This window comes from uncultured Brevundimonas sp., assembly GCF_963974615.1.
Lineage (GTDB): Bacteria > Pseudomonadota > Alphaproteobacteria > Caulobacterales > Caulobacteraceae > Brevundimonas.
Genome location: NZ_CAXBDH010000008.1, coordinates 118,772 through 143,267, shown reverse-complemented (window position 1 = coordinate 143,267; position 24,496 = coordinate 118,772). Strand labels below are relative to the sequence as shown.

Sequence of the window (24,496 nt, the reverse complement as noted above, 5' to 3'; positions counted from 1 at the left end):
CCTGAATCCAAAAAATGGTCCAGATTCAAACTGGAGCGAAATCTAAGCCGAGTTGGACTGCGTCCAACTCAACCGATTTCGCTCTAGCCGCGTTTGACGAGACCCAGCAGGAACAACAGCAACACCGCGCCGCCAAAGGCGACCAGCAATGTCATCAGGTTGAAGCCCCCGACCGGGATGCCCAACAGGCTTCCGGCGATGAATCCCCCCAACAGGGCACCGACGATGCCGACGATCAGATTGGTGATCAGGCCATGGGATCGCCCCATGACCTTTTCGGCCAGCCAACCGGCGACGACGCCGATGATGATCCAGCCAATGATTCCAAGACCCATAGTCGCTTCCTTTCCAATTCGAGCTCGCACAGTAAATGCACGACAACCGGTGTGGTTGCGACGCTTGAAAAGTCGGCGTTCGACGACATTCCCCCCCAAAGCGAACGCGGCACGCCCCTTGCCGCATGAGAGGCGAGCCGTTCCGTTTCGGGACAGCACGTGATCAAGGGGATTGGGGCCATGGCTACCGATATCGATCTTCATCTGGGCCGCCGGTTGCGTCGTCGTCGTCGTCTGCTGGGTCTGACACAGCAGCAGCTGGCCGTTCAGGTCGGAATCCGCTTCCAGCAGATCCAGAAATACGAATGCGGGGCCAATCGCATCTCGGCCGCCCGGTTGTGGCAGCTGGCCGAGGCGCTGGAATCGCCGGTCAGCTATTTCTACGACGGACTGGAAGAGGCGATCGAACGGCAGGAGGCGGCCGGCGCGAACGGCGGCGAAATGTTTTCCCGCAAGGAAACGCTCGACCTGATCCAGGCCTATTACCAACTGGGCGAGCGGCCGCGCCGCCGTCTGCTGGATCTGGCCAAGTCACTGCACGCCGAGACCGACGCGGCCGCCTGACACCGGGCCTTTCGGCTCCACCGCCGTCCCCTCCCCGACCGGGTGGGGACGGGGTCCGGGGTCACAAGGTGAGTGACTTGCCCGCGGCGCTTGCTGTATGCCGCCGGCGATGACCGAGCTTGAAGCCTTCACCGTCGATCTGGCCCGCGAGGCCGCGCGCGTGTCCCTGCCGTTCTTCCGGGGCCGCTTCGACCAGCAGGACAAGGGCGGGGCCGCGGGCTTTGACCCGGTGACCGAGGCAGATCGCGCCGCCGAGGCGGCCATGCGACAGCTGATCACCGCCCGCTATCCGCATCATGGCGTGATCGGCGAGGAATACGGCGAGGACCGTCCCGAAGCCGACCATGTCTGGGTGCTGGACCCGATCGACGGCACCCGCGCCTTCGTCGCCGGCCTGCCGCTGTGGACCTGTCTGATCGCGCTCAGAAGCGAAGGGCAGCCGGTCATCGGGGCCATCGCCCAGCCCTATCTCGACGAAATCTTCCTCGGCGGTCCCTCGGGGGCGCAGATGCTTCGGGGGGGCCAGACCCACAGCCTAAAGACCCGGGCCTGCGCCGGTATCGACCAGGCCGTGATCTCGACCACCGACCCCGACCTGTTCACCGCCCCCGAAGCCCAGGCCTGGGCCCGCGTCCGGGCCGCGGCCCGTCTGGCCCGTCTGGGCTGCGACGCCTATGCCTATGCCATGCTGGCGGCCGGCCATCTCGACATGGTGGTGGAGAGCGGGTTGCAGGTCTGGGACTGGTCGGCGCTGGTTCCGGTGATCGAGGCGGCCGGCGGCAGTGTCACCAACTGGCACGGCGAGGCGGCGGACGGCAGCGGTCAGATCCTGGCCATCGGTGACCCGAAACTGCGCGCGCCGGCGCTGGCCGCCCTCGGTGCGGCAGCCCTGCCCGGGATCAGCACGCCGGCCTGAGGCCGGTCAGCTTCCGCTGGATTCGGGCGCGGGCACGGCCGGTTCGGCACGGGGTTCAGGGTCAGCCTCAACCCCGGGGGCCGGGTCCTGAGACGGAGCCGGAGCCGGAGCCGGAGCCGCCTGATGCGGTGACAGGTCCTGCACCGGCGAGACATAGTCGGCCATGGCGTCGAACTCGTCGAGGAAGACCCCGCGCAACTCGTCCGTCTCCATAATGACTTCATGCCGGGCCCCGGGGACCTCGACATAACGCCCCCGGCTGAGCCGTCGGGCCGCCCATTTGTTGGTCTGTTTCCAGACCCGGTCATCATCACCCGCCTGAACAATGGCGACCGGAATCTTCACGGCCTTCAAGGCCTTGGGCTTCAGGGCCCGTTCTCCGGCGTCGAGGGCGAAGGCCAGCCAGCCCCAGGTCGGTCCGGCGACGGCCAGGTGCGGGCAGGCGTACAGCTGCTGACGCCACAGCTCGTAGCGGGTCTCGTCCGACGTCAGGGCATTGTTCTGGAAGGTATGGTCGAACGGATCGTCCATCTCATCGAGAACATAGTCAGCCCCCTTGCCGTGACGCAGGTTCCAGCGCACCGCCAGCTTGACCGACCACATCGAGCGTTTGCCGGTCCTGACCCGCAGCATCGGACTGCACAGCAAGGCCCCGGAAAAGCGGGCCTCACCCGCCTCCAGCGTCATCAGATTGAGGACCGAGCCCATCGAATGCCCCATCATGATCCACGGCTTGGGGGCCCGCGCCTCAAAGGTGTCGAGCAGGCGGGCATAGTCGTCCAGAAATTCCTCGACCGCCCGGGCATGGCCCTTCAGGCGATCCGGCAGCAGGCGGGCCGACAGGCCCTGGCCCCGCCAGTCGTGGGCCAGGACGCAAAATCCCCGCGCCAGCAGATTACCGATCAGTTCGAAATATTTCTCGATCGGCTCGGTGCGGCCCGGACTCAGGACCACCGTGCCACGCGGTCGGGCCGCGACCAGGGTCGACGGCGTCCAGAAGGCCGCGCGCAGGCGCAGACCGCCGGCCCCACGGAACCACTCCCCCTGCCCGCCGGGTGGTGGGGCGGCACCGGGAACCCCCATCAGCGGGGCATTGGCAGCATAGGCTACGGCACGGTTCACTCTGGCTTCCTGAACTTCAAGGTCATGCGATCACTCTCACCGATCGCATCGTATTTGGTCCGGTCGAACGTAGGATCAGGCGTCTGGCCCCGCGGTGCCGTCAGCCGTTGGGGCGGCAGGGTATCGACACCGAACGGATAATCCTTGGTATCCCTTTCATTGGCGTTGATTTCCGAAGCCGCAACGAAAACAAATCCGGCCTCGGCCGCCAGCTGCCGGACAAAGGCCTCCTGGACATAGCCGTTGGCGGCCGCAGGGTCCTGATCCTCATCGGGGGCGAGGCGGTGCTGTTCAATGCCCAGGGTGCCGCCGGGCCGCAGGACGGCATAGGCGTCGGAGAAGGCCTTTTCCGCAATGCCCGCCGCCATCCACGAGTGGATACTGCGCATGAACAGAACCATGTCCGCCGACCCTGCAGGCGCAAGCGGGCCGCTGCCCGGTCCGAAGGCGCTGAATTGCATCTCGCCATAGAGTTTGCGGTCGGCGGCGAAACGCGTCTGAAACGCCGCCATCAGGGCCGCCTGGGCCGGATCGTCACCGGCCCCCGTCTGGAATCCGGCCGCATAATAGGTGCCACCACCCTTGGCCAGATAGGGGGCGATAATTTCCGTGTACCAGCCACTGCCGGGCCAGACGTCGACGACGGTCATATTCGGCTGCAGGCCGAAGAATCGCAGGGTCTCCATAGGATGTCGCGCCGTATCCCGTGTCCGGTCCCGTTCCCGCCAGGGTCCGGCAATAGCCCATTCGAGCGACCCCTCGGGCGGGCCCGAAGGTGCGGCCGGCACCTCGACCTCTTCATCCTGCTTTTTTCGACTGCAACCGGCGAGGCTCGTCATCATGACGGCCGAAGCCCCCAGAAGCACGCTCCGGCGCGACGCGAACGGCCGCCAGGCCCGCGAAGACTTACGCATACTTTTCCCCCGTCTCGCCGAACATCGCGCCAGGCGCAAACATCGACAGAGCTGGATTAGCCACGTTCGCCGTCATCGTCAAAACTGCTCCCGGATCATTCCGGCCTGCGGAATCTCAAGGTCATCCGGTCGCTCTCGCCGATAGCGTCATAAGCGGCGCGCTCGGTGACGCTCAGGGTTCGCCCGTTCTGGGTCGAGCGCCGCACCGGTGGCAAGGTCCAGACACCGAAGGGGTGGTCATGATCGTCCCGCGCATTGGCGTTCAGCTCGCTGCGCGCCTCCAGCACGAAACCCGCCCTGAGGGCCGCATCGACGACATAGGATTCCGGTACATAGCCCGTGGATGCCGTCACGGCAGCGTCCAGCCCATCGGGCGCGCGATGCTGTTCCACCGCCAGAACGCCGCCCGGTTTCAGGGCCTTGAAGAAGGCCGCCATATAGGGGTCGGTGCGACCGTCCCGGGCCCAGTTGTGAATCGCACGCGCCACCAGCACCAGGTCGGCACTGCCGTCCTCGACTCCCATGGATTCGACCGGGCGATTGACGGCCGCATAGTGGCCGCCGGTCGCCTGCGCATAGGGCTGAAGGATGGCACTCCACCAGCCGCCCGAACCGGGTTCGATCTCGACGATGGTGGCCCCCGGGGTCAGGCCCCAGAAGGTCAGGGCTTCAACCGGATGCCGGAAGACGTCCCGGCTGATATCCCCGGCGGGCCGGGTCGGGCTGGCCACCGCCGCGCGGAGCGCCGCGTCCTCCTGATAGACCGGCGGAGTCATGGCCATCTGACTGCGGGCCAGCCGGGCCTGGGCATGCGCCGCGGAGGGCAGCACCAGAACAGTTGACAGCAGCAGGACAGACAGGCGCATGAAGCGTCTCCGAAGGGGACGGGGTCGTGACCCCACGTTCCATACGACGGATGGGCGGATGGGCAAGTCACGATCCCGCATGGTGACCGTTATCGGTCAAAACGCCACCCCCTTGACCCGGTGCGATCGCTTCCCACATCGGAATGCGAGAGCGCCGGTTCCGGGCTCTCCAGACCCGACGGGGCCCGACAGGGACCGTCACGGCCTGATCCCCACTGCCGTCCGGGGCAAAATCGCCGGACGGCTCAACCTTGCTGATCCCAGGAGGATGACCCATGCGTGCCTATGATTTTACCCCCCTTTATCGTTCCGCCGTCGGCTTTGACCGGCTGGCCAATCTGCTCGAGACCGCGGCCCGGACCGGTGAATCCGGCGGCTGGCCGCCGTACAATATCGAAACGACCGGCGAAAATACCTATCGCATCGAACTGGCCGTCGCCGGCTTCACGTCCGACGAACTGACGATCGAGGTGAAGGAAAACCTGCTCACGGTCACCGGCCGCAAGACCGCCAATGACGACAGTGACTCACGGACCTATCTGCATCGCGGACTGGCCGAACGGGACTTCGATCAGCGCTTCCAGCTGGCCGACTATGTCGTTGTGACCAAGGCCGATCTGGTCAACGGCCTGCTCGCGATCGACCTGAAACGCGAGCTGCCCGAAGCGTTGAAACCCCGCCGCATCGAGATCGGCGCGGCCCCCGCACTGATCGACGGCCGCAAGTCCAGGAACAAGGCGGCCTGACCGCAGCCGCGTCGAAGCGGACACATCTACAGTTCACATGAGGAGGGGCGGCGTTCGCGTCGCCCCTTTTTCAATTCCGGCAAAGCGCGAAGCGCCCGGATCAAATGGCGATGAGTGGTGGCTCGGTCGCAGCCTCGATGTCGGCCAGACCCCGGATCCCGGTCAGGTCGGCCCCTGTCAATTCGACCTGACGCATCTGGGCTCCGTGCAGGATCGCGCGACTCAGGTCCGCGTCGGTCAGGATCGCGCGCCGCATGTCGGCCCCGCTGAGATCCACGCCGCGAAGACTGGCTCCGGTCAAATCTGCCGGAAGCAGCCGGTCGGCGGACAGCATCAACGGGCCCAGCTGGGCCTCACGCATATCGGCACCGTTCAACCGGGCTCCCCCCAGCCGCACGCCCCGCAGGTCGGCGCGGCACAGATTGGCGGATCGCAGATCCGCCCCTTCCAGATGGGCCCCCTGTAACTGCACCCCGACCATGTCGAGGCCGTAGAAGACCGCGCCGCGCGCCGACAGGGCCGTCAGATTGAGACCGGTGATCGATTTCAGGGCCCGCAGGTCGACGCCGTCGAAAACGGAGGGCTGACCCTCGACCCCGCCGGTTTCACACCACTGGGCATGGTCCCGCAACATCTCGGCTGCCGGCATATGATCCACGGGTTCGCCGGCCGCGCGGTCATCGGTCAGGGCCCCCTCGAGGTTGGCCCCGTCCGTGCGCCACATCGTCGCCGTGACCCCGACCAGGATCGCGTCCCGAAGATCCGCGCCCGACAGGTCGGCACCGGACAAATCGGCACCCGCCAGATCGGCCCCGCGGAAACTGGCGTGTTTCAGATTGGCCCGGACCAGCTTGCAGTCCTTCATGACGGCGTTGGTGAAATCGGCGGCATTGGCGATGACGCCCGTCAGTTTGGACCGCTGAAGATTGGCTCCGGCCAGACAGGCCCCCTGGGCCTGGGTGTCGTTGCGGTTGCGGGCCTGGATCACCCGGTAGCCGATCTTGGAATCCGCCGAAGCGATCGAGCCCTCGCGAAGGTCCGCCTCAAACATGTCCGCACCGGTCAGATCCGCACCGCGCAGGCAGGCCCCGCGCAGGTCCGCGCGCCTGAGGCTGGCCTCCACCAGAACGCTGTCCTGCAGGTCCGCGCCGAAAAAATTGGCGTTGTCGAGTTTGGCACCGCTCAGATCGCAGCCGATCATACTGGCGGCGGAGAAGTCGGCATCAGCGAGATTGCGCCCGCTCAGATCCAGTCCCGACAGGTCCATCCAGGCGAAAACGGCCCTCGCTCCACCCGGCTTCGCCTGCCACAGACGGTCATGGCGCGTGCAGATGGCGTCCAGCTCGACCTGGGAAACACGCCGTCTCACCGCAAATGTTGGACTCGCCGCCATGATTTCATGATGAACCGACACACTTAAGGAATCTTTTCTGAAATCCGGGCCCGGCGAAAGGGGTTTCAGACGGTCATCAGGCCCTGTTCGACCAGGGCGTCAGCCAGTTCGCCGGGGCCGATCCACAGTCGCGTATAGCCGGCCTCACCGAGCCGTTTGAGCTCGGTCACCAGATCCGCCCGCGGCGAGGCGGCGAATTGCGCGTCAAAGCCCGCGCCACTCTCGCTGATCCGCACCATCGGCCGTCCGGTCTCGAGCCGGTGCAGATAGCCTTCGTACAGGACGGCGGCATCGTCGCTGAGCAGGCCGGTCTCGACCGTCAGTCCGGCCTGACGCAGCCGCTCGACGCCCCGGCCCGAGGCGAAGGGCGAGGGGTCGACAGCGGCGATCACGACCCGGGCGACCCCGGCCTCGACCAGAAACTGGGCGCAGGAGGTCCGGCCCGACGAACGGGCACCGCAGGGCTCCATCGTCACATAGGCGGTCGCGCCGCGGGCCTTGTCGCCGGCGGCCGGAATGGCCTGTTCCTCGGCATGGGGACGGCCACCGGGTGCCGTCGCGGCCTCGGCCACCACGACTCCGTCCCGGACCAGAACGCAGGCCACGGCCGGATTGGGCCATGTCTCGCCCATGCGGGCCAGCGCCATGTCGATGGCGCGACGCATGAAACCGGCGTCGTCCGGAGGGCCGCTCATGCGATCGCCGGCAGGTCTGCGGCCCGCGCGGTGTCGAGGTAGCGGGCGGCGACCGGCTTCAGGTCCGCATCCAGATCGATTTCCAGCGGGTTGCCGGTCGGGATCTCGACCCCGACGATCCGGTCGTCCGGCACCTGGAACAGGTGTTTAACGATGGCCCGCAGCGAATTGCCGTGGGCGACGATCAGCACGTCGTCTCCGGCCCGGATACGGGGCGCGATGGTGTCGTTCCAGTAGGGCAGGACCCGCTCAAGCGTGGTCTTCAGGCTCTCGGTGTCGGGGATCGGCTGACCGGCGTAGCGCGGATCGGCATGGAAATCGTATTCACCGCCGGGGGCCAGGGGCGGCGGGGGGACATCGTAGCTGCGACGCCAGATGTGAACCTGGTCCTTGCCGTGCTTTTCGGCGGTTTCGGCCTTGTTGAGCCCGGTCAGGCCGCCGTAATGGCGCTCGTTCAGCCGCCAGTCCTCAACAGTCGGGATATCCTTGAGGCCCGCCGCCTGCAGGGCCAGGGCCCCGGTGCGTTTGGCCCGTTTCAGCACCGAGAGGAACATTACGTCGGGCCGGAAACCGGACGCGGCGATCAGCTCGCCCCCGCGACGGGCCTCAGCCTCGCCCTTGTCGGTCAGGTCGACATCGACCCAGCCGGTGAAGCGGTTCTCGAGGTTCCACTGGCTCTGGCCGTGACGCAACAGGATCAGACGGGGCATTCAGGGTCTCCGGGACGATCCGCTGGGCGTAGGACCGGGTGCGCGCCGGGTCAAGGCGAGCGCGCCACCGGGCCGGGCGGTCGGGGCGGAGCCCTCGGCGGCGTGCGGCGTTATTGTCCGGCGGGGCCCCGGTAGCCTATAGCCACGCCAAACCCGGCTCTCCAAAGGTTCCATACATGCAAAAGCCCCGCTCCGATCTTCGTCCCAACACCGCCGAGTACGAGACCATTCCGCTGGTGAAGGCGACGGGGTTTCGCGAATATGACGCGCGCTGGATCCTGGACAAGGAAATCAACCTGCTGGGCCTGCAGGCGCTGGGGCTGGGTCTGGCCACCTATGTGCATGAGGTCGGCACCCGGCCGCGCATCGTCGTCGGCCACGACTACCGGTCCTATTCGCTGAGCGTGAAACAGGCGCTGATCCTGGGCCTGCTGGAAGGCGGGATGGAGGTGCTGGACATCGGCCTGGCCCTGTCGCCGACGGCCTATTTCGCCCAATTCGCCCTCGATGCCCCCTGTGTGGCCATGGTCACGGCCAGCCACAACGAGAACGGCTGGACCGGGGTCAAGATGGGGGCCAATCCGCCCCTGACCTTCGGGCCCGATGAGATCGGGCGGTTGAAGACCATCGTGCTGGAGGGTCAGGGCGTGGCCCGGCCCGGCGGGCGGCTGGAACGGGTCGAGGGCTTCCGCGACCGCTATCTGGACGAGGTCACCACCGGGGTGAAGCTGACCCGGCCGCTGAAGGTGGTCGCCGCCTGCGGCAACGGCACGGCCGGGGCCTTCGCGCCCGAGGCCCTGCGTCGCATGGGGGTGGAGGTGATCGAGATGGACACCGAGCTCGACTATAATTTCCCCAAATACAATCCGAACCCCGAGGACCACGCGATGCTGAGCCAGATGGCGCAGCGGGTGCGCGAGACCGGGGCCGATCTGGCGCTGGGCTTCGACGGCGACGGCGACCGCTGCGGCGTGGTCGACGACACCGGCGAGGAGATCTTCGCCGACAAGATCGGCCTGATGCTGGCCCGCGACCTGTCGGCCCTGCACGCCGACGCCACCTTCGTCGTCGATGTGAAATCGACCGGCCTGTACAAGACCGACGCGGTGCTGAAGGCCAACGGGGCAAACACCGTCTACTGGAAGACGGGTCACAGCTATATCAAGCGCAAGACCGCCGAGCTGGGAGCGCTGGCCGGGTTCGAGAAGTCGGGCCATTTCTTCTTCAATGCCCCGATCGGGCGCGGCTATGACGACGGCACCGTCGCCGCCGGGGCCATCCTGGCCATGCTGGACCGCAACCCGGGGAAAAAACTGTCCGAACTGAAAGCGGCCCTGCCCGACGCCTGGACCAGCCTGACCATGTCGCCGCATTGCGACGATGAGCTGAAGTATGAGGTGCTGGAGCGGATCGTCGCCGAATATCAGGCTCTGGCCGACGCGGGTGGCTCGATCCTGGGCCGCAAGATCATCGAGGCCATCACGGTCAATGGCGTGCGGGTACATCTGGAAGACGGGTCTTGGGTGCTGGTACGGGCCTCGTCCAACAAGCCCGAGCTGGTGGTGGTGGTCGAGAGCATGCGGTCGGCCGACGACATGCGCGCCCTGTTCCGCGACGAGGTGAAACCGCGGCTGGCCAAATACCCGGAGATCGGGGCCTACAATCAGGAAATCTGACGGTCGCCGTCAGACCTGGGCCAGCAGATAGATCAGGCCGAGCGCGAGACCGACCAGCACCACCAGCGACAGGGTCACCACGATGGCGATGCGCAGGCCTGACCGGGCGACCGCCCGGGCGTCAGTGCTGAGCCCCAAGGCGGCCATGGCGATTATCGTCAGCGCCGTGGCGAGTCCGGCCATCACCGGCAGGGCTGAAATCGGGATCAGGCCCAGCGACCGCGCCGCCATCATCACCAGAAAGCCGATCACGAACCACGGCACAAGCCGGCCGATCGGAACTGCAGGCACCCGGACTGTATCGCTCCGGGGGTCCGCGCCGGCCCGCCGGCGCAGGGCCATCACCAGCGCCAGACCCAGACAGACCGGCCCCAGCATCAGGACCCGCACCAGCTTGATCAGGGTGCCGGACTGGGTGGCGATGGCCCCGACGGGCATGGTGGCGGCCAGGACCTGGGGCACGGCATAGACGGTCAGCCCCGCCAGCACACCATATTCAACATGCGGCATCCGCAACAGCGCACCCAGCAGCGGCAGGGTGAGCACCACCACGACCCCCAGCACCGCAGTGAAGGCGATGGCGGCCGAGACGTCCTCGGCGTCGGCGTCGATCACCGGGGCCACGGCGGCGATGGCCGAGTTGCCGCAGATGGCGTTGCCGCTGGCGATCAGGACCGACATCCGGCGCGGCAGGCGCAGCAACCGGCCCAGGCCGTAGCTGACCCCGATGGCGACGGCGACGATCAGCGCCGTTCCGGCCAGCAGTCCGGGCCCGATGGCGATGACCGTCGCGGCGCTGACCGAGGCCCCGAGCAGTACGACCGCGATTTCCAGCAGGGTGCGGGCGCTGAACTCAATACCGGGTCGAAGGGCGGCGGACGGGGTCCAGACCGAGCGAATGGCGGCCCCGATCAGGATGGCAAGCACAATGCCCTCTATCCAGGCCCGCCCGAAAAGGCTGAATTCCAGGGCCTGGACCGCGAGGGCCAGGCCGGTAACGACGACACAGGCGATCACCCCGGGCAACACGGCAAGTAGACTGCCTGCCGTGCGTACCGGAACGGACATGAACCCTAGCCCGCCGCCTCGACCGCCGCGACGATGTCACCGACGACGCTTTCGACCATGACCGGGTCGTCGCCCTCGGCCATGACGCGGATCAGTTTCTCGGTGCCGGACTTGCGCACCAGCAGCCGGCCGGTGCCGGCCAGACGGGCCTCGCCCGCGGCGATGGCGGCCTTGACCCCGGCGCTCTCCAGCGGCTTGCCGACCTTGTAGCGGACGTTCTGCAGCAGTTGCGGCACCGGCTCGAACTGCTGGGCCAGGTCGCTCATGGTGCGGCCGCTCTCGACCATGACGGCCAGCACCTGCAGGGCCGACATCAGGCCGTCGCCGGTAGTGGCATAGTCGTGCAGGATGATGTGGCCGGACTGTTCACCGCCAAGGTTGAAGCCACCCGAGCGCATCCGCTCCATCACATAGCGGTCGCCGACCTGGGTGCGCTCCAGGGTCAGGCCGTCGGCCAGCAGGCCGCGCTCGAGCCCGAGGTTGGACATGACGGTGGCCACCACGCCGCCGCCGGTCAGCAGGCCGCGCCGGGCCCAGTCGCGCGCCACCAGGGCCATGATCTGGTCGCCGTCGACGATCTTGCCGTGCTCATCGCAGACGATCAGCCGGTCGGCGTCCCCGTCCAGCGCGATGCCGATGTCGGCCCGGTAGCGTTTGACCGCCGCCGCCAGGGCCGTCGGATAGGTCGAGCCGCATTCGGCATTGATGTTCAGGCCGTCCGGATCGACCCCGATCGGGAAGACCTCGGCCCCCAGCTCATAAAGGGTGGTCGGGGCGACGCGGTAACCGGCCCCGTTGGCGCAGTCGATGGCGATGCGCAGGCCCTGCAGGCTGAGGGTTTTGGGGAAGCTGGCCTTGGCGATCTCGATATAGCGGGCCTGGGAATCATCGATCCGCTTGACCCGACCCAGCTTGTCCGGCGCGGCCAACCCTTCGTCCAGGGCCGTGTCCATCATCGATTCGATCTTCAGCTCGACGTCGTCGGACAATTTGTAGCCGTCCGGCCCGAACAGCTTGATGCCGTTGTCGACATAGCTGTTGTGCGAGGCCGAGATCATCACCCCGATGTCGGCCCGCATCGACCGGGTCATCATGGCGACGCCGGGGGTCGGCAGCGGCCCGAAGGTCAGCACATCCATGCCGGCGCTGGTGAAGCCGGCCACCAGGGCCGGCTCGATCATATAGCCCGACAGGCGGGTGTCCTTGCCGATCACCGCCAGGTGGCGACGGTCGTTACCGGACATGAACAGACGGCCGGCGGCGAGGCCGACGCGCAGAGCGACCTCGGGTGTCATCGGATGGGAATTGGCCCGGCCACGGATACCGTCGGTGCCGAAATAGCGTCTCTCGCCCAAGGCGTTCTCCTCCGATTTCCAAGGCCGCGGAAACCTTGCGAAACCGCATTTTAGATGCCACGCCGAGGCATATCGCCTAGAGGCGCAACCGGACGTTAGACGTCGGATTAGACTGTCAGACGTCCGCGCGCAAAGCGACGACCATCATTTTCCGGGGAAGACATCATGTGCGGCATCATCGGAGTGACCGGAGTCGGCCCCGCGGTACCCCGGATCATCGACAGCCTGAAGCGACTGGAATACCGCGGCTACGATTCCGCCGGGATCGCCGTACTGGTCGACGGGCGTATCGAGCGTCGCCGGGCCAAGGGCAAGATCCGCGAGCTGGAGGCCGTAATGGCCGCCGAACCGCTGGAGGCCACCATCGGGATCGGCCACACCCGCTGGGCCACCCACGGCGCGCCGACCACGGTCAACGCCCACCCGCATCAGGCCGGGCGGGTGGTGCTGGTCCACAACGGCATTATCGAGAATTTCGCCGAGCTGAAGGCCGGGCTGGCCGCTGCCGGGCGGGTGTTCGAGAGCCAGACCGACACCGAGGTCGTGGCCCATCTGCTGGATGAGGCGCTGAAAGGGGGCAACGACCCCGTGACGGCGTTCAAGACGGTGCTGGACCGGCTGACCGGGGCCTATGCCCTGGCGGTGCTGATCGAGGGCGAGGACGGGCTGATCCTGGGGGCCCGGCGCGGCAGCCCGCTGGTGGTCGGCTGGGGCGAGGGCGAGATGTATCTGGGCTCGGACGCCCTGGCGGTCGGCCCCTTTACGCAGAAGATCAGCTATCTGGAAGAAGGCGACTATGTCGCCATCGACCGCGGCGGCGCGCGAATGTTTGATGTGACCGGCGCATCGGTGCAGCGTCCGGTCGTCCAGGTTTCGGCCTCCTCGGCCCTGGTCGAGAAGGGCGAGTACCGGCATTTCATGGAGAAGGAGATCCATGAGCAGCCCGACAGCGTGCAACGGACACTGTCGGAATACCTCGATTTCGTGAACGGCCGCACCAAGACCCAGACGATCGATTTCACCGCCATCGACCGCATCCAGATCGTCGCCTGCGGCACGGCCTTCTATGCCGGCCAGATCGGTCGCTACGCCTTCGAGCGGCTGGCGGGCCTGCCGTGCGACGTCGAGATCGCCTCGGAGTTTCGCTATCGCGAACCGGCCGTCACGCCGGGCACCCTGGCCATGGCCGTATCCCAGTCGGGCGAGACCGCCGACACCCTGGCCTGCCTGGCCTGGTGCAAGGCGCACGGTCTGAAGACCGCCGCCCTGGTCAACGTCCATTCCTCGTCGATGGCGCGCGAAGCCTCGGTCCTGTGGCCGACCCATGCCGGTCCCGAGATCGGGGTCGCCTCGACCAAGGCCTTCACCGCCCAGGTCGCCGCCCTGCTGGCCCTGGCCGTGGCCGCCGGGGTGGCGCGCGGCCGCATCGATGCCGCGACCGAGGCCGAGCTGGTCAAGGCCCTGTTCGAGGCCCCGCGCCTGATCGCCGAAGCCCTGCAGATGGACGGCGACCTGCGTGAAGTGGCCCAGGACATCGCCAAGGCCACCGACGTCATCTTCCTGGGCCGCGGAGCCATGTTCCCCCTGGCCATGGAGGGGGCGCTGAAGCTGAAAGAGATCAGCTATATCCACGCCGAGGGCTATGCCGCCGGCGAGCTGAAGCACGGCCCCATCGCCCTGGTCGACGAATTCACCCCGATCGTGGCCCTGGCCCCGCTGGACGATGTGTTCGAGAAGACCGCGTCCAACCTGCAGGAGGTGGCCGCGCGCGGCGGCCCGGTGATCATGATTGCCCCGACCCGCGCCCCCGACCCGCACGGGGCCGGCATCCGGCGCATCGCCGCCCCCGACTGTCACCCGCTGGTCGCGCCGCTGGTCTATGCTGTACCGATGCAGTTGCTGGCCTATTACACGGCCGTGCAGAAGGGCACCGACGTCGACCAACCGCGCAACCTGGCCAAGTCGGTGACGGTGGAATAGCCACCACAATCCGCACTTTTTGCTTTCGTCATCCCGGCGAAGGCCGGGACCCAGCGGCGCGCGTGAGCGCGAATCTGTCGCGAACACCGTGCCCGGAACCATCACCTTCGCTTCGCTCCGGTGCCGCTGGGTCCCGGGGTCGCTTCGCGCCCCGGGATGACGATAGCTTTGAAATTGGCATCCGTCCGTCCGATCCTGCGTTAGGATCGCGCTTCGCTGAATCAGGACCTCCCATGACCTCCACGCCCCGCCGTCTTCGCAAGGCCGTCCTGCCCGTCGCCGGTCTGGGCACCCGGGTCCTGCCCGGGACCAAGACCACGCCGAAGGAACTGCTGAACGTCGTCGACCGGCCGATCCTCAGCTACATCGTCGAGGAGGCCCGCGAGGCCGGGATCGAGCATATCGTCTTCGTCACCGGCCGGTCCAAGGGGGCGATCGAGGACTATTTCGATCACCAGATCGAGCTGGAGGCCCAGCTGCTGGCCAAGGGCAAGACCGAGATCCTGGCGGCGATGAACGCCGAACTGGCCACCGCCGGCGAGATGAGCTTCACCCGCCAGATGCAGCCACTGGGTCTGGGCCACGCCATCTGGTGCGCCCGCGACATCATCGGCGACGAGCCCTTCGCCGTGCTGCTGCCGGATGTCATCGTCGACGCCGCGCCCGGGGCCCTGAAACAACTGGCCGGGGTCTATGCAACGGTCGGGGGCAATGTCATCGGCGTCGAGGCCGTGCCGGACAGTGAGACCCACAAATACGGCATCGTCGACCCGGTGAACCGTGACGGCCGCAACATCCGCATGCAGGGCATGGTCGAGAAGCCGGCCCAGGGCACGGCCCCGTCCAACCTGTCGATTTCCGGGCGCTATATCCTGCAGCCCGAGATCTTCGACTTCCTGCAGACCCAGGAACGGGGGGCCGGAGGCGAGATCCAACTGACCGACGCCATGGCCCGGCTGATGCAGGATCAGAGCTTTACCGCCGTCGAATACGAGGGCGTGACCCATGACTGTGGCGACAAGATCGGCCTGTTGCGGGCCAATGTCGCCCTGGCCCTGAAGCGCCCCGACCTGGGCGCGACAGCGCGGGCGGCGATCGAGGCCCTGCTCTAGCTCCACGGCCCCGCTTTGCCCGCGTCCGCGCTTGGGTTAGTCAGGGAGCCCTGTAGCAAAGAGGGTTTAAGCGACATGCGCGTACTGGTTCTGGGCGGTGACGGTTTCTGCGGCTGGCCGACGGCGCTGCACCTGTCGGCACGAGGCTGGGACGTGACCGTCGTCGACAACCTGTCGCGGCGCAATATCGACAATGAGCTGGAAATCCAGTCGCTGACCCCGATCCGGATGATGGGCGAGCGGATCGCGGCGTGGAAAGAGGTTTCCGGCCAGACGATCGATTTCGTCAACATGACCGTCGGCAAGGAATTCGACCGGCTGGTCGCCCTGATCCGCGACCTCAAGCCCGACAGCGTTGTGCATTTCGCCGAACAGCGGGCCGCCCCCTATTCGATGAAGTCGGCGCGGCATAAATTGTACACGGTCGACAACAATATCAACGCCACCAACCACCTGCTGGCGGCGATCGTCGAGAGCGGGCTGGACGTGCATCTGGCCCATCTGGGGACCATGGGGGTCTATGGCTATGCCACCGCCGGCCTGCGCATCCCCGAGGGCTATCTGAAGGTCACGGTCGATACCGACCACGGCCCGGCGGAACAGGAGATCCTGTTTCCGCCGAACCCGGGCTCGATCTATCATATGACCAAGACCCAGGACGCCCTGCTGTTCCAGTTCTACGCCAAGAACGACGGCCTGCGCGTCACCGACCTGCACCAGGGCATCGTCTGGGGCACCCAGACCGCGGAGACGCGGCAGGACGAGCGGCTGATCAACCGGTTCGACTATGACGGCGACTACGGCACGGTGCTGAACCGGTTCCTGATGCAGGCGGCGGTCGGCTATCCGATGACGGTGCATGGCACCGGCGGCCAGACCCGGGCTTTCATTCACCTTCAGGACACGGTGCGCTGCGTCGAGCTGGCGCTGGCCAATCCGCCGAAGCGCGGCGACCGGGTCAAGATCCTGAACCAGATGACCGAGAGCCACCGGGTGCGCGATCTGGCGGCGATGATCGCCGGCGTGACCGGGGCGACGGTGTCCAATGTGCCCAACCCCCGACTGGAGGCCGACGAGAACGAGCTGGTCGTCGCCAATGACCAGTTCCGCGACCTGGGGCTGAAGCCGATCACCCTGGCGCAGGGGCTGCTGGACGAGGTGACCGACATCGCCCGTCGCTATGCCGACCGCGCCGACCTGTCCAAGGTGCCCTGCGTCTCGTCGTGGAACAGCGCCCGGGCCGAGGCCGTTCAGGCCGGCGAACCGGTTCCGTCCACCCTCCGGCCCTCCACAGCCCGCATCGCCTGATCCGGATGGACCGACCCGCTCCCGCCACGCCGCCGACGCTGCTGGTCTACGGCGGTGGCTGGCTGGGCCAGGTCGTGGCGCGAGCGGTGCTGGCGCAGGGTGGCAGCGTTTCCGCCACGTCGCGCGATGCCGGGCGACGCGCGCAGCTGGCGCAGGACGGCATCACCCCGCTCGACCCGGCCGATGAGGCCGCCGTGCAGGCCGCCGTGGCCGCAGCCTCGGCCCTCCTGATCACCGCTCCGCCCGAGGCCGGCGGTTGCCCGGGCGCGCGCGACCTGATCCCGGCGCTGTCGGCCTCGGGGTCGTGGCCGGACTGGATCGGCTATGTCTCCTCGACCGCCGTCTATGGCGACCGGGACGGGGGCTGGGTGTTCGAGGACGACGCCCTGAACGCCGCCAGCCTGGAAGGGGCGCGCCGCGTACGGGCCGAGCAGGACTGGCTGGATGCCGGACAGGGCATGGGGCTGACGGTGCAGATCTTCCGCCTGCCCGCCCTCTATGGACCGGGCCGCTCGGTGATCGAGCGACTGGGCGACGGCTCGGCCCGGCTGGTGCGCAAGCCCGGCCAGGTGTTCAACCGTATCCATGTCGAGGACGTGGTCGCGGGCCTGTTCGCCTCCATGGCCCGACCGCGACCCGGGGCGGTCTATAATCTGACCGACGACGAACCCTGCGCCGCCGATACGGTGACCGCCTGGGCGACCAACCGGCTGGGCCTGCCGCGACCGCCGGAGGTCGACTGGACCGACCCTTCGGTCAGCGCGGGGATGCGGCGGTTCTATCTGGACTCGAAACGGGTTTCGAACGCCCGCGCCAAGGCCGAACTGGGCTGGCGACCGCGCTACCCCAGCTATCGCGAGGGGCTGCAGGCGTTGATCGACGCCGCCGGAACATAGTCGACACTGGCAGGGGACATTCACCGATGACCGATCATGCGACCCCGAACCTGCCCGCGCGGGATTTCGAGCTGACCTCGCGATTCTACCAGACGCTGGGCTTCGAGCAGGGCTGGCGCGACGCCGGCTGGATGATCCTGCGGCGAGGGGCGATCACGCTGGAGTTCTTCCCCTATCCCGACCTGGACCCGGCGGCGAGTTCGTTCGGCTGCTGTCTGCGGCTCGACGATCTCGACGCCTTCTACGGTGCCTGCCTGACGGCAGGCGTGCCGGAGCAGTCCACCGAGGCACCCCGACTGCAGGCTCCGAAGCTGGAAGCTTCGGGCCTGAGAATTGGTTATCTGATCGATCCGGACGGTAGCCTGATCCGGATCATCCAGAACCCGCGCTGAAGCAGCGCGCGCCCGCGGCGCGAGCGTTTGCGCCCTACGCTAGAACGGCAGCAGGTTGCGCTGGCGGCTGTAGGCCATGGTGCCGACATTGGCCCCCAGACGCAGGCCGACGCCGGTGCGGATCGGGGCCAGGGTGATGCCGTCGGCGCGCTGATAGTTCACACCCAGTCCGCCGATCAGATAGGCCGACCCCTCCACGCCCGGGAAGCGGCGGTAGATCATGTCCGGGCGATAGAGGCCGTAGACCAGGGTGAAGACCCGGCTGGCGTTGCCACCGATGTCCCAGCCAATGGAGATGCCCTGCCAGAACACATCCTGCGAGGCCGACAGGTCCTTCATATGCAGGGCTCCACGACCGTAGCGCAGACCGATACCGGCGGCCCCGGCCCCCTCCTCGCCCGCGATATAGGCGGTGGGGCGGTCGCCCTGTTCGGCGAAGACGCGTTCGATCGCGCCGCCCATGGCCTCGGCGGCGATGCCCAGTTCGCGCGACCCGGCGGCGATCAATTCGTCCGCCGTATAGGCCGGGGCATTGGCGTCGGACGAGATCGGATAGTTGGGCTCGGCCGACTGGCGCGGGTTGGTGGCGCAGGCGGTCAGGCTCGACCCGGCCGCGGTGGCGGCAAGACCGGAGAGAATCAGTTGGCGACGATGCATGGCAGAACTCTCGGGGCTGGCGACGGGGGACGGAAACGGCCCGGGACCGAGGGTTCGGAACCGGACGCACAGGGTCACCGCCCTTTGCGGCAGACTTGCGGCCCCAAGGTTAACGAAACCTTGCCACAAGCCCTCAGCTACGCAGCCGCGCGCCCAGTTTTTCCGCCGCCGCCACCACTTTGGTCGACAGGGCCTCGATTTCGGCCTCGGTCAGGGTGGCCTCGCGCGGCTGGATCACGACCTCGAGGGCGATGGAAACCATGCCCGGATCGACACCGGCACCGCGATACAGGTCGAAGACCCGGACCTCGGTGATCAGGGTCTTGTCCGCTGCGGCAACGGCGCGGATCAGATCGCCCGCCGCCCCGCCTTCGGCGACCACGAAGGCGAAATCGCGGGTCAGGGGCATCAGATTGGCCAGATTGGCCGGCCCGCGGGCCTTGCCACCCTTGCCGCGCGGTTCCGGCACCGACTCCAGCACGATTTCGAAGGCCAGCATCGGGCCGTCCGCGTCGAGCGCCTTGAGCACCCGCGGATGCAGGGCTCCGAACTCGGCCATCACATTCTTCGGGCCGAGCTGAAGACGGGCCGAACGGCCGGGGTGCCACCAGTCGCGGTTCTGGCCCTGATTGAGTTGCAGCGAACCGACCGGGGCTCCGATCTGCTCGAGCACGGCCATCAGATCGGCCTTGAGCATGAACAGGGCGTCCTCGCCCGCGCCGGCCCAGTGACGGGTCGGATGCGGCGCGATCAGGCCGGTGATGACGGTGCGCTGATCGTCCGGTCCGTCGCCCAGATAGATGGGACCGATTTCGAACAGGGCCGCGTCGGCGTGACCGCGCGCGGCGTTGCGGGCCGCGGCCTGGATCAGGTTGGGCAGGGCCGAGGGTCGCATGCAGTCGAGCTCGGCTGCGATCGGATTCTCGAGCACAAGGCGTTCATCGCCGCCCCCGAACAGGGCGGCGGTGGCGCGGCTGGTGAAGGACCAGGTCACGGCCTCGGCATAGCCGAGCCCTGCCAGGGCGCGACGCGCCAGACGGACCCGGGCCTGACGCGGATTGAGGACGCCGGTGGAAGCGTGGGCCTGTTCGGGCAGGGGCGTGGACGGCAGGGCGTCATAGCCCTCGATCCGGGCCACCTCCTCGACCAGATCGGCCGGGCCCTCGACGTCACGGCGCCATGAGGGCGGGGTGACCTGCCAGGGCCTGGCGCGGTCGAGGCCGAAGCCCAGGGCCGTCAGAATGTCGGCGATCCGGTCTTCGGTCAGGGACAGGCCCGACAGGCGCTGGACATAGGCAGGATCGAAATCGACGGCGACGGGATCGGCCGGAGCCTGTCCGGTGACCACGACCTCCGACGGTTCGCCGCCGCACAGGTCGAGGATCAGCCGGGTCGCCAGTTCCAGTCCCGGCACCACCGAGGCCGGATCGACGCCGCGAGCAAAACGATACTGGGCGTCGGAATTGATGCCGAGGCTGCGTCCGGTCTGGGCCGTGGTGATCGGGTCGAACCAGGCGCTCTCGACGAAGACGTCGGTGGTCGCGTCGGAACAGCCGGTCGACTCGCCGCCCATGACGCCGCCGAGGCCGATCGGGCGTTCGCCAGCAGCGTCGGCGATGACGCACATGGTGGGATCGACGGTGTAGGTCTTGCCGTCGAGGGCGATCAGATGTTCGTGCTCGCCGGTGTCCGTGGCCACCTGTCCACCGCGCACGACGATCTCGCCGCCGACCAGCAGGGCCGCGTCATAGACGTGCAGCGGGCGGCAGCGATCATAGGCAATCAGATTGGTGATATCGACCAGCCGGTTGATCGGCCGCAGGCCGATGGCCGTCAGACGCGCCTGCAGCCACTCGGGCGAGGGGCCGTTTTTCACGCCCCGGATCAGGCGGCCGGCGAAGACCGGGCATTGGTCGGGGCTGTCGATCCGCACCGAGATCGGCGAGGCGAAGGTGCCGGGCACGGGTTGCGGTTCGGTCGTCTTCAGCGGGCCGAGGCCGGCGGCGGACAGGTCGCGGGCGATGCCGGCGACGCCGAGCCAGTCGGGGCGGTTCGGGGTGACCTCGAAGTCGATGACCGGATCGACCCCGAACACCGCGGCGGCCGGGGTGCCGACCGTCAGGCCGTCGTCAAGGTCGAGGATGCCGTCGCTGTCACCGGCCAGTTCCAGCTCGGCGGCCGAGCACAGCATGCCGTTGGAGACCACACCACGCACCGGCTTCTCGACCAGGGTGACGTCGAGGCCCGGCACCCAGGCCCCGATCGGAGCATAGATGGTGACCAGTCCGGCCCGGGCATTGGGCGCGCCGCAGACGATCTCCTTGATGCCGTCGACCGTCTCGACCTGACAGACGCGCAGACGGTCGGCATTGGGGTGCTGCACCGCCTCGACGATGCGGGCCACGGTGAAGGGGGCCATGGCCGCGGTCGGGTCGGTGACGTGCTCGACCTCCAGACCGGCCATGGTCATGGCGGCAGCGATGTCGGCGACGGAGGCGTCGGTCTCAAGGTGATCCTTGAGCCAGGACAGGGTGAATTTCATCGTCGTGTCCTCAGCTCAGGCCGCTGGCGGCATTCGGGGCCGCGAAGGCGGAGAAGCCATAGTGGGCCAGCCAGCGGGTGTCGGCCTCGAACATCGGACGCAGGTCGGGAATGCCGTATTTCAGCATGGCCAGCCGGTCGACACCCATGCCGAAGGCGAAGCCCTGGTACTCGTCGGGATCGATGCCGCAACTGCGCAGCACATTGGGATGGACCATGCCGCAGCCGAGAATCTCGAGCCAGTCGGTGCCCTCGTTCAGCTTCAGCTGTCCGCCCGAGCGGTCGCAGCGGATGTCCATCTCGGCCGAGGGTTCGGTGAACGGGAAATGGTGCGGCCGGAAGCGGGCGTCGACGTCATCGACCTCGAAGAAGCGGGCGATGAAATTGATCAGGGTCGTCTTCAGGTGACCCATGTGGATGTCGCGGTCGATGACCAGACCCTCGATCTGATGGAACATCGGCGTGTGGGTGGCGTCGGAATCCTTCCGGAAGGTGCGGCCGGGGGCGATGATGCGGATCGGCGGCGTCTGCGACATCATCGTGCGCACCTGCACCGGTGAGGTGTGGGTACGCAGCACCTTGCGTTCGCCGGTTTCCGGATCGGGCTTCAGGAAGAAGGTGTCGTGCATTTCCCGCGCCGGGTGTTTGGGCGGGAAATTCAGGGCGGTGAAATTGTGGAAGTCGTCCTCGATGTCCGGGCCCTCGGCCACGGCGAAGCCCATGTCGGCGAAGACAGCGATCATCTCGTCCATCACCTGCATGGTCGGATGGACGCTGCCCTTGCGGCGCGGTCGGGCCGGCAGGGTCAGATCGACGCGCTCGGCCAGAAGGCGGGCGTCCAGTTCGGCGGCCTCGAGTTCAGCCTTGCGGGCCGCCAGGGCTGCCTGGACCCGATCGCGCAGGCCGTTGAGCTTCGGCCCCTGCTCGCGGCGTTCATCGGGGCTCATGGCCCCCATGCCTTTCAGCAGACCGGAGATAGTGCCGGACTTGCCGAGGGCGGCGACGCGCAGGTCCTCAACCGCGGTCACGGTGGCGGCTCCGCCGATGGCGTTGATGAGGTCGAGTTCGAGTTGGGCAAGGTCAGTCATGGTGCGGTGTCGTCTAGCGGCTGACGGCGCTTTCGTCACGGGGCAAGCGCAAGGATAGGGGGCGGCGCTCAGTTCCCGGCTTCATAGGCCTGAACGATCCAGGCCGGGGGTTCAGGCTCCCAGCGGATCGGGCGGCCCTCGCTGAAGGTCCAGCGGTGCAACCATGACACGCCATTGGCCCGCACATAGCTGTCGGGATGCTGATAGATCGGGTCGGCCATGGCCGTCTCCAGCGGCACAAACCGGTAGCCGCGCGCCAGATACAGGGCATGGATCTGCGGGTACCAGTCGCGGTTCAGGCTATGGGCGTGCAGGAGCAGCACCTGGGCCGGTTCGCGGCCTCCGGTCAGTTCAGCGCTGTAGGGCTCCCAGTGATCGAGAACGGTCGACATGTGCGCCACATAGGCGGTGCCGATCCGGGTCATCAGCCCTGAGTCGCCGGCCGCCTCGGCCCGCCGGTAGAGGGCGGCGAACATCCAGTCGTTGTTGTCGATCGTGACCGGCGCGACATCATAGCCGCGCGTGGCCAGTCCGGCGGCCATGGCGTCATGCTTGTCCTGCGTTTCGCCGGTGAACAGATAGGGATGGCGGAACCAGTGCAGGGTCTGACCCCGTGCGGCCAGCACCGACCGCGTCACTTCGGCACCGCGGTCGACGTCGTCCAGCCAGGCCTCGGCGGTCGTCTGGTGGATGTTGATATGGCTGAAGGTGTGGTTGCCCAGTTCGACGCCCGCATCCAGCCACAGGTCGAGAATCGCCGGCAGGATCGCGTCGCGTTGCGCCTCGCAGACCTTGCCCTCATTGACGAAGGCGGTGGCGTGGGTGTCCAGCGGCTCCAGCATGGTCAGGAATTCGCGGGTCAGGTCCAGAGCCTGTTCCCGATCGCACAGGCGGCGGCCCTCGCCCTGATACGGCAGGTCATCAAAGGTGACGGCGACGGTCCGGGGCCCGGCGGCGGCTGGGCTGGCCAGCAGCAGAGCGAGGACGACCAGTGGGATCAGGCGCATTTTCATGGACCCGATCCTAGCCGCAAAGGACTGGATACGGGAAACGCCGTCACCCACTGCCGAAAATCAGGACAACCGGTCAGTCGTTGAGGATGAAGGTGATCTTCATATTGACCCGGTATTCGGTGATCTTGCCGGCGCGAACCACGACCTTCTGGTCCTGGATCCAGGCGCCTTCGACATTCTTCAGCGTCTTGTCGGCCCGGGCGATGCCCTGGTTGACCGCGTCCTCAAAGCTGATGGCGGAGGCGGAGGTGATTTCGGTGACTCTGGCGATGGACATGGATTTTCCCTGATATTGGACCCGGTCACGACTGGTGGTCGGACGGTCAGAGCCGTACGCCGGGAGCCTATTGCCAACGGAAAACGCCCGCCCCGGTTCCCCGGAGCGGGCGTCATCTGGTCTCGAATGACTTGAAGATCAGGCGGCGAGTGCGCCGCGGACCTTGTCAGCGATTTCCTTGAAGCCGGCACCGTCCATGGCCAGGGCGGCGAGGACCTTGCGGTCCAGCTCGATGCCGGCCTTGTCCAGTCCGTGCATGAACTGGGAATAGGTCAGGCCTTCGGCCCGGGCCGCAGCGTTGATGCGCTGGATCCAGAGCGAGCGGAAATTACGCTTGTTGGTCCGACGGTCACGATAGGCGTATTGCCCGGCGCGATCGACCGCGGCCTTGGCGGCGCGGATGGTGTTCTTGCGGCGGCCGTAGAAGCCCTTGGCCTGGGCCAGAACCTTCTTGTGCTTGGCGTGGGAAACTACGCCCCTTTTGACGCGAGCCATTTGGCAATATCCTTGTCTGGGCCCCTGCTGCGGCGCGCTCGGCGCTCGACGGCTGTAGGGGCGGAGTTCAAATTCAGTGTGAGAAGATCAGGTCGAACCGCTGCGCCGATCAGGCGTAGGGCATGTAGGATTTGATCTTCTTGACGTCGGCGGCGGCCATCAGCTTGGTGCCGCGGTTCTGGCGGATATATTTGCTGTTGTGGCTGATCAGGCGGTGACGCTTGCCTGCCACACCGGACTTGATCTTGCCGGTCGCCGTGAATTTGAAGCGCTTCTTGGCGCCTGACTTCGTCTTCAATTTGGGCATTTTTACTCTCTTTTGAGTGGGCTATCGCCCTTTGGGCTACGTGAGCCCTCGGGGTGCAGACCCTTGATTA

General features: G+C 67.1%; 25 protein-coding genes. 9 read left to right on the top strand and 16 right to left on the bottom strand.

The window, feature by feature from the left end; translation table 11 throughout:
* Nucleotides 1-83: 83 nt before the first annotated feature.
* Complete coding sequence (locus AAC050_RS07295; protein WP_339914411.1) at nucleotides 84-335, bottom strand: GlsB/YeaQ/YmgE family stress response membrane protein; 252 nt, start codon at nucleotides 333-335, stop codon at nucleotides 84-86.
* Nucleotides 336-506: 171 nt separating this feature from the next.
* On the opposite strand from AAC050_RS07295, the gene AAC050_RS07290 reads away from it, so the two are divergent.
* Nucleotides 507-899 carry a helix-turn-helix transcriptional regulator gene (locus tag AAC050_RS07290; protein WP_339914425.1) on the top strand — a complete coding sequence of 131 codons (393 nt, stop codon included), beginning with the start codon at nucleotides 507-509 and terminating at the stop codon, nucleotides 897-899.
* Between the two features lie 109 nt (nucleotides 900-1,008).
* The gene (hisN, locus tag AAC050_RS07285; protein WP_339914410.1) at nucleotides 1,009-1,815 is read left to right on the top strand and encodes a histidinol-phosphatase; all 807 of its coding nucleotides are present in this window, start codon (nucleotides 1,009-1,011) and stop codon (nucleotides 1,813-1,815) included.
* A 6-nt stretch (nucleotides 1,816-1,821) separates the two neighbouring features.
* On the opposite strand, the gene AAC050_RS07280 is transcribed toward hisN, so the two are convergent.
* The 3 genes from AAC050_RS07280 to AAC050_RS07270 all read right to left on the bottom strand — a co-directional run bounded on the left by AAC050_RS07280 (nucleotide 1,822) and on the right by AAC050_RS07270 (nucleotide 4,717).
* Nucleotides 1,822-2,937, bottom strand: a complete 1,116-nt coding sequence (locus AAC050_RS07280) for an alpha/beta hydrolase (RefSeq protein ID WP_339914409.1) — start codon at nucleotides 2,935-2,937, stop codon at nucleotides 1,822-1,824.
* A complete protein-coding gene (locus AAC050_RS07275) occupies nucleotides 2,934-3,851 on the bottom strand; it encodes a methyltransferase (RefSeq protein WP_339914408.1) in 918 nt (305 codons plus the stop codon). Before AAC050_RS07275 ends, AAC050_RS07280 begins: the two co-directional genes overlap by 4 nt.
* 95 nt (nucleotides 3,852-3,946) lie before the next feature.
* The gene (locus tag AAC050_RS07270) at nucleotides 3,947-4,717 is read right to left on the bottom strand and encodes a methyltransferase (protein ID WP_339914407.1); all 771 of its coding nucleotides are present in this window, start codon (nucleotides 4,715-4,717) and stop codon (nucleotides 3,947-3,949) included.
* Nucleotides 4,718-4,992: 275 nt separating this feature from the next.
* On the opposite strand from AAC050_RS07270, the gene AAC050_RS07265 reads away from it, so the two are divergent.
* Nucleotides 4,993-5,463 (top strand): Hsp20 family protein, encoded by a 471-nt coding sequence (locus tag AAC050_RS07265; protein WP_339914406.1) that lies wholly within the window; start codon nucleotides 4,993-4,995, stop codon nucleotides 5,461-5,463.
* A 100-nt stretch (nucleotides 5,464-5,563) separates the two neighbouring features.
* Here the strand turns inward: AAC050_RS07265 and AAC050_RS07260 are convergent, their stop codons facing one another.
* From AAC050_RS07260 to gpmA, 3 genes are all read right to left on the bottom strand, one after another.
* On the bottom strand, nucleotides 5,564-6,856 hold the full coding sequence (locus tag AAC050_RS07260; protein ID WP_339914424.1) for a pentapeptide repeat-containing protein: 1,293 nt from the start codon (nucleotides 6,854-6,856) through the stop codon (nucleotides 5,564-5,566).
* A gap of 65 nt (nucleotides 6,857-6,921) precedes the next feature.
* Nucleotides 6,922-7,551: a bifunctional diaminohydroxyphosphoribosylaminopyrimidine deaminase/5-amino-6-(5-phosphoribosylamino)uracil reductase RibD gene (locus AAC050_RS07255; protein WP_339914405.1), complete on the bottom strand. Its 630-nt coding sequence runs from the start codon at nucleotides 7,549-7,551 to the stop codon at nucleotides 6,922-6,924.
* Complete coding sequence (gpmA, locus tag AAC050_RS07250) at nucleotides 7,548-8,261, bottom strand: 2,3-diphosphoglycerate-dependent phosphoglycerate mutase (RefSeq protein WP_339914404.1); 714 nt, start codon at nucleotides 8,259-8,261, stop codon at nucleotides 7,548-7,550. Before gpmA ends, AAC050_RS07255 begins: the two co-directional genes overlap by 4 nt.
* A gap of 176 nt (nucleotides 8,262-8,437) precedes the next feature.
* Between gpmA and AAC050_RS07245 the strand changes: the two genes are divergently transcribed.
* A complete protein-coding gene (locus tag AAC050_RS07245) occupies nucleotides 8,438-9,937 on the top strand; it encodes a phosphomannomutase/phosphoglucomutase (protein ID WP_339914403.1) in 1,500 nt (499 codons plus the stop codon).
* A 9-nt stretch (nucleotides 9,938-9,946) separates the two neighbouring features.
* Here the strand turns inward: AAC050_RS07245 and AAC050_RS07240 are convergent, their stop codons facing one another.
* Together AAC050_RS07240 and glmM are read right to left on the bottom strand one after the other, a co-directional pair.
* A complete protein-coding gene (locus AAC050_RS07240; protein WP_339914402.1) occupies nucleotides 9,947-11,005 on the bottom strand; it encodes a putative sulfate exporter family transporter in 1,059 nt (352 codons plus the stop codon).
* A 5-nt stretch (nucleotides 11,006-11,010) separates the two neighbouring features.
* Nucleotides 11,011-12,360 carry a phosphoglucosamine mutase gene (glmM, locus tag AAC050_RS07235; protein ID WP_339914401.1) on the bottom strand — a complete coding sequence of 450 codons (1,350 nt, stop codon included), beginning with the start codon at nucleotides 12,358-12,360 and terminating at the stop codon, nucleotides 11,011-11,013.
* Between the two features lie 165 nt (nucleotides 12,361-12,525).
* On the opposite strand from glmM, the gene glmS reads away from it, so the two are divergent.
* The 5 genes from glmS to AAC050_RS07210 all read left to right on the top strand — a co-directional run bounded on the left by glmS (nucleotide 12,526) and on the right by AAC050_RS07210 (nucleotide 18,048).
* Entirely contained in the window at nucleotides 12,526-14,340 is a 1,815-nt protein-coding gene (glmS, locus tag AAC050_RS07230) for a glutamine--fructose-6-phosphate transaminase (isomerizing) (protein WP_339914400.1), read from the top strand.
* A gap of 233 nt (nucleotides 14,341-14,573) precedes the next feature.
* The gene (locus tag AAC050_RS07225; protein ID WP_339914399.1) at nucleotides 14,574-15,452 is read left to right on the top strand and encodes a UTP--glucose-1-phosphate uridylyltransferase; all 879 of its coding nucleotides are present in this window, start codon (nucleotides 14,574-14,576) and stop codon (nucleotides 15,450-15,452) included.
* Between the two features lie 75 nt (nucleotides 15,453-15,527).
* On the top strand, nucleotides 15,528-16,760 hold the full coding sequence (locus tag AAC050_RS07220; RefSeq protein ID WP_339914398.1) for an NAD-dependent epimerase/dehydratase family protein: 1,233 nt from the start codon (nucleotides 15,528-15,530) through the stop codon (nucleotides 16,758-16,760).
* A gap of 5 nt (nucleotides 16,761-16,765) precedes the next feature.
* Nucleotides 16,766-17,656 (top strand): SDR family oxidoreductase, encoded by an 891-nt coding sequence (locus AAC050_RS07215; RefSeq protein ID WP_339914397.1) that lies wholly within the window; start codon nucleotides 16,766-16,768, stop codon nucleotides 17,654-17,656.
* A 26-nt stretch (nucleotides 17,657-17,682) separates the two neighbouring features.
* Nucleotides 17,683-18,048 carry a bleomycin resistance protein gene (locus AAC050_RS07210; protein ID WP_339914396.1) on the top strand — a complete coding sequence of 122 codons (366 nt, stop codon included), beginning with the start codon at nucleotides 17,683-17,685 and terminating at the stop codon, nucleotides 18,046-18,048.
* A 39-nt stretch (nucleotides 18,049-18,087) separates the two neighbouring features.
* On the opposite strand, the gene AAC050_RS07205 is transcribed toward AAC050_RS07210, so the two are convergent.
* The 7 genes from AAC050_RS07205 to rpmI all read right to left on the bottom strand — a co-directional run bounded on the left by AAC050_RS07205 (nucleotide 18,088) and on the right by rpmI (nucleotide 24,426).
* A complete protein-coding gene (locus AAC050_RS07205) occupies nucleotides 18,088-18,705 on the bottom strand; it encodes an EipA family protein (protein ID WP_339914395.1) in 618 nt (205 codons plus the stop codon).
* Between the two features lie 133 nt (nucleotides 18,706-18,838).
* Complete coding sequence (pheT, locus tag AAC050_RS07200; protein ID WP_339914394.1) at nucleotides 18,839-21,247, bottom strand: phenylalanine--tRNA ligase subunit beta; 2,409 nt, start codon at nucleotides 21,245-21,247, stop codon at nucleotides 18,839-18,841.
* 10 nt (nucleotides 21,248-21,257) lie between these two features.
* Nucleotides 21,258-22,334 (bottom strand): phenylalanine--tRNA ligase subunit alpha, encoded by a 1,077-nt coding sequence (pheS, locus tag AAC050_RS07195; RefSeq protein WP_339914393.1) that lies wholly within the window; start codon nucleotides 22,332-22,334, stop codon nucleotides 21,258-21,260.
* Nucleotides 22,335-22,402: 68 nt separating this feature from the next.
* On the bottom strand, nucleotides 22,403-23,347 hold the full coding sequence (locus AAC050_RS07190; RefSeq protein WP_339914392.1) for a polysaccharide deacetylase family protein: 945 nt from the start codon (nucleotides 23,345-23,347) through the stop codon (nucleotides 22,403-22,405).
* A gap of 73 nt (nucleotides 23,348-23,420) precedes the next feature.
* Nucleotides 23,421-23,624 carry a dodecin family protein gene (locus AAC050_RS07185; protein WP_339914391.1) on the bottom strand — a complete coding sequence of 68 codons (204 nt, stop codon included), beginning with the start codon at nucleotides 23,622-23,624 and terminating at the stop codon, nucleotides 23,421-23,423.
* A gap of 138 nt (nucleotides 23,625-23,762) precedes the next feature.
* Nucleotides 23,763-24,119, bottom strand: coding sequence for a 50S ribosomal protein L20 (gene rplT, locus AAC050_RS07180; RefSeq protein ID WP_339914390.1), 357 nt, complete (start codon nucleotides 24,117-24,119; stop codon nucleotides 23,763-23,765).
* Between the two features lie 109 nt (nucleotides 24,120-24,228).
* Nucleotides 24,229-24,426, bottom strand: a complete 198-nt coding sequence (rpmI, locus tag AAC050_RS07175) for a 50S ribosomal protein L35 (RefSeq protein WP_339914389.1) — start codon at nucleotides 24,424-24,426, stop codon at nucleotides 24,229-24,231.
* Nucleotides 24,427-24,496: the final 70 nt, after the last annotated feature.

Coding starts and splice junctions, on each gene's coding strand:
- AAC050_RS07295 (WP_339914411.1), bottom strand. CDS start 335: ATGGGTCTTGGAATCATTGGCTGGATCATCATCGGCGTCGTCGCCGGT.
- hisN (WP_339914410.1), top strand. CDS start 1,009: ATGACCGAGCTTGAAGCCTTCACCGTCGATCTGGCCCGCGAGGCCGCG.
- AAC050_RS07275 (WP_339914408.1), bottom strand. CDS start 3,851: ATGCGTAAGTCTTCGCGGGCCTGGCGGCCGTTCGCGTCGCGCCGGAGC.
- AAC050_RS07270 (WP_339914407.1), bottom strand. CDS start 4,717: ATGCGCCTGTCTGTCCTGCTGCTGTCAACTGTTCTGGTGCTGCCCTCC.
- AAC050_RS07265 (WP_339914406.1), top strand. CDS start 4,993: ATGCGTGCCTATGATTTTACCCCCCTTTATCGTTCCGCCGTCGGCTTT.
- AAC050_RS07260 (WP_339914424.1), bottom strand. CDS start 6,856: ATGGCGGCGAGTCCAACATTTGCGGTGAGACGGCGTGTTTCCCAGGTC.
- AAC050_RS07255 (WP_339914405.1), bottom strand. CDS start 7,551: ATGAGCGGCCCTCCGGACGACGCCGGTTTCATGCGTCGCGCCATCGAC.
- gpmA (WP_339914404.1), bottom strand. CDS start 8,261: ATGCCCCGTCTGATCCTGTTGCGTCACGGCCAGAGCCAGTGGAACCTC.
- AAC050_RS07245 (WP_339914403.1), top strand. CDS start 8,438: ATGCAAAAGCCCCGCTCCGATCTTCGTCCCAACACCGCCGAGTACGAG.
- AAC050_RS07240 (WP_339914402.1), bottom strand. CDS start 11,005: ATGTCCGTTCCGGTACGCACGGCAGGCAGTCTACTTGCCGTGTTGCCC.
- glmS (WP_339914400.1), top strand. CDS start 12,526: ATGTGCGGCATCATCGGAGTGACCGGAGTCGGCCCCGCGGTACCCCGG.
- AAC050_RS07225 (WP_339914399.1), top strand. CDS start 14,574: ATGACCTCCACGCCCCGCCGTCTTCGCAAGGCCGTCCTGCCCGTCGCC.
- AAC050_RS07220 (WP_339914398.1), top strand. CDS start 15,528: ATGCGCGTACTGGTTCTGGGCGGTGACGGTTTCTGCGGCTGGCCGACG.
- AAC050_RS07215 (WP_339914397.1), top strand. CDS start 16,766: ATGGACCGACCCGCTCCCGCCACGCCGCCGACGCTGCTGGTCTACGGC.
- AAC050_RS07210 (WP_339914396.1), top strand. CDS start 17,683: ATGACCGATCATGCGACCCCGAACCTGCCCGCGCGGGATTTCGAGCTG.
- AAC050_RS07205 (WP_339914395.1), bottom strand. CDS start 18,705: ATGCATCGTCGCCAACTGATTCTCTCCGGTCTTGCCGCCACCGCGGCC.
- pheT (WP_339914394.1), bottom strand. CDS start 21,247: ATGAAATTCACCCTGTCCTGGCTCAAGGATCACCTTGAGACCGACGCC.
- pheS (WP_339914393.1), bottom strand. CDS start 22,334: ATGACTGACCTTGCCCAACTCGAACTCGACCTCATCAACGCCATCGGC.
- AAC050_RS07190 (WP_339914392.1), bottom strand. CDS start 23,347: ATGAAAATGCGCCTGATCCCACTGGTCGTCCTCGCTCTGCTGCTGGCC.
- AAC050_RS07185 (WP_339914391.1), bottom strand. CDS start 23,624: ATGTCCATCGCCAGAGTCACCGAAATCACCTCCGCCTCCGCCATCAGC.
- rplT (WP_339914390.1), bottom strand. CDS start 24,119: ATGGCTCGCGTCAAAAGGGGCGTAGTTTCCCACGCCAAGCACAAGAAG.
- rpmI (WP_339914389.1), bottom strand. CDS start 24,426: ATGCCCAAATTGAAGACGAAGTCAGGCGCCAAGAAGCGCTTCAAATTC.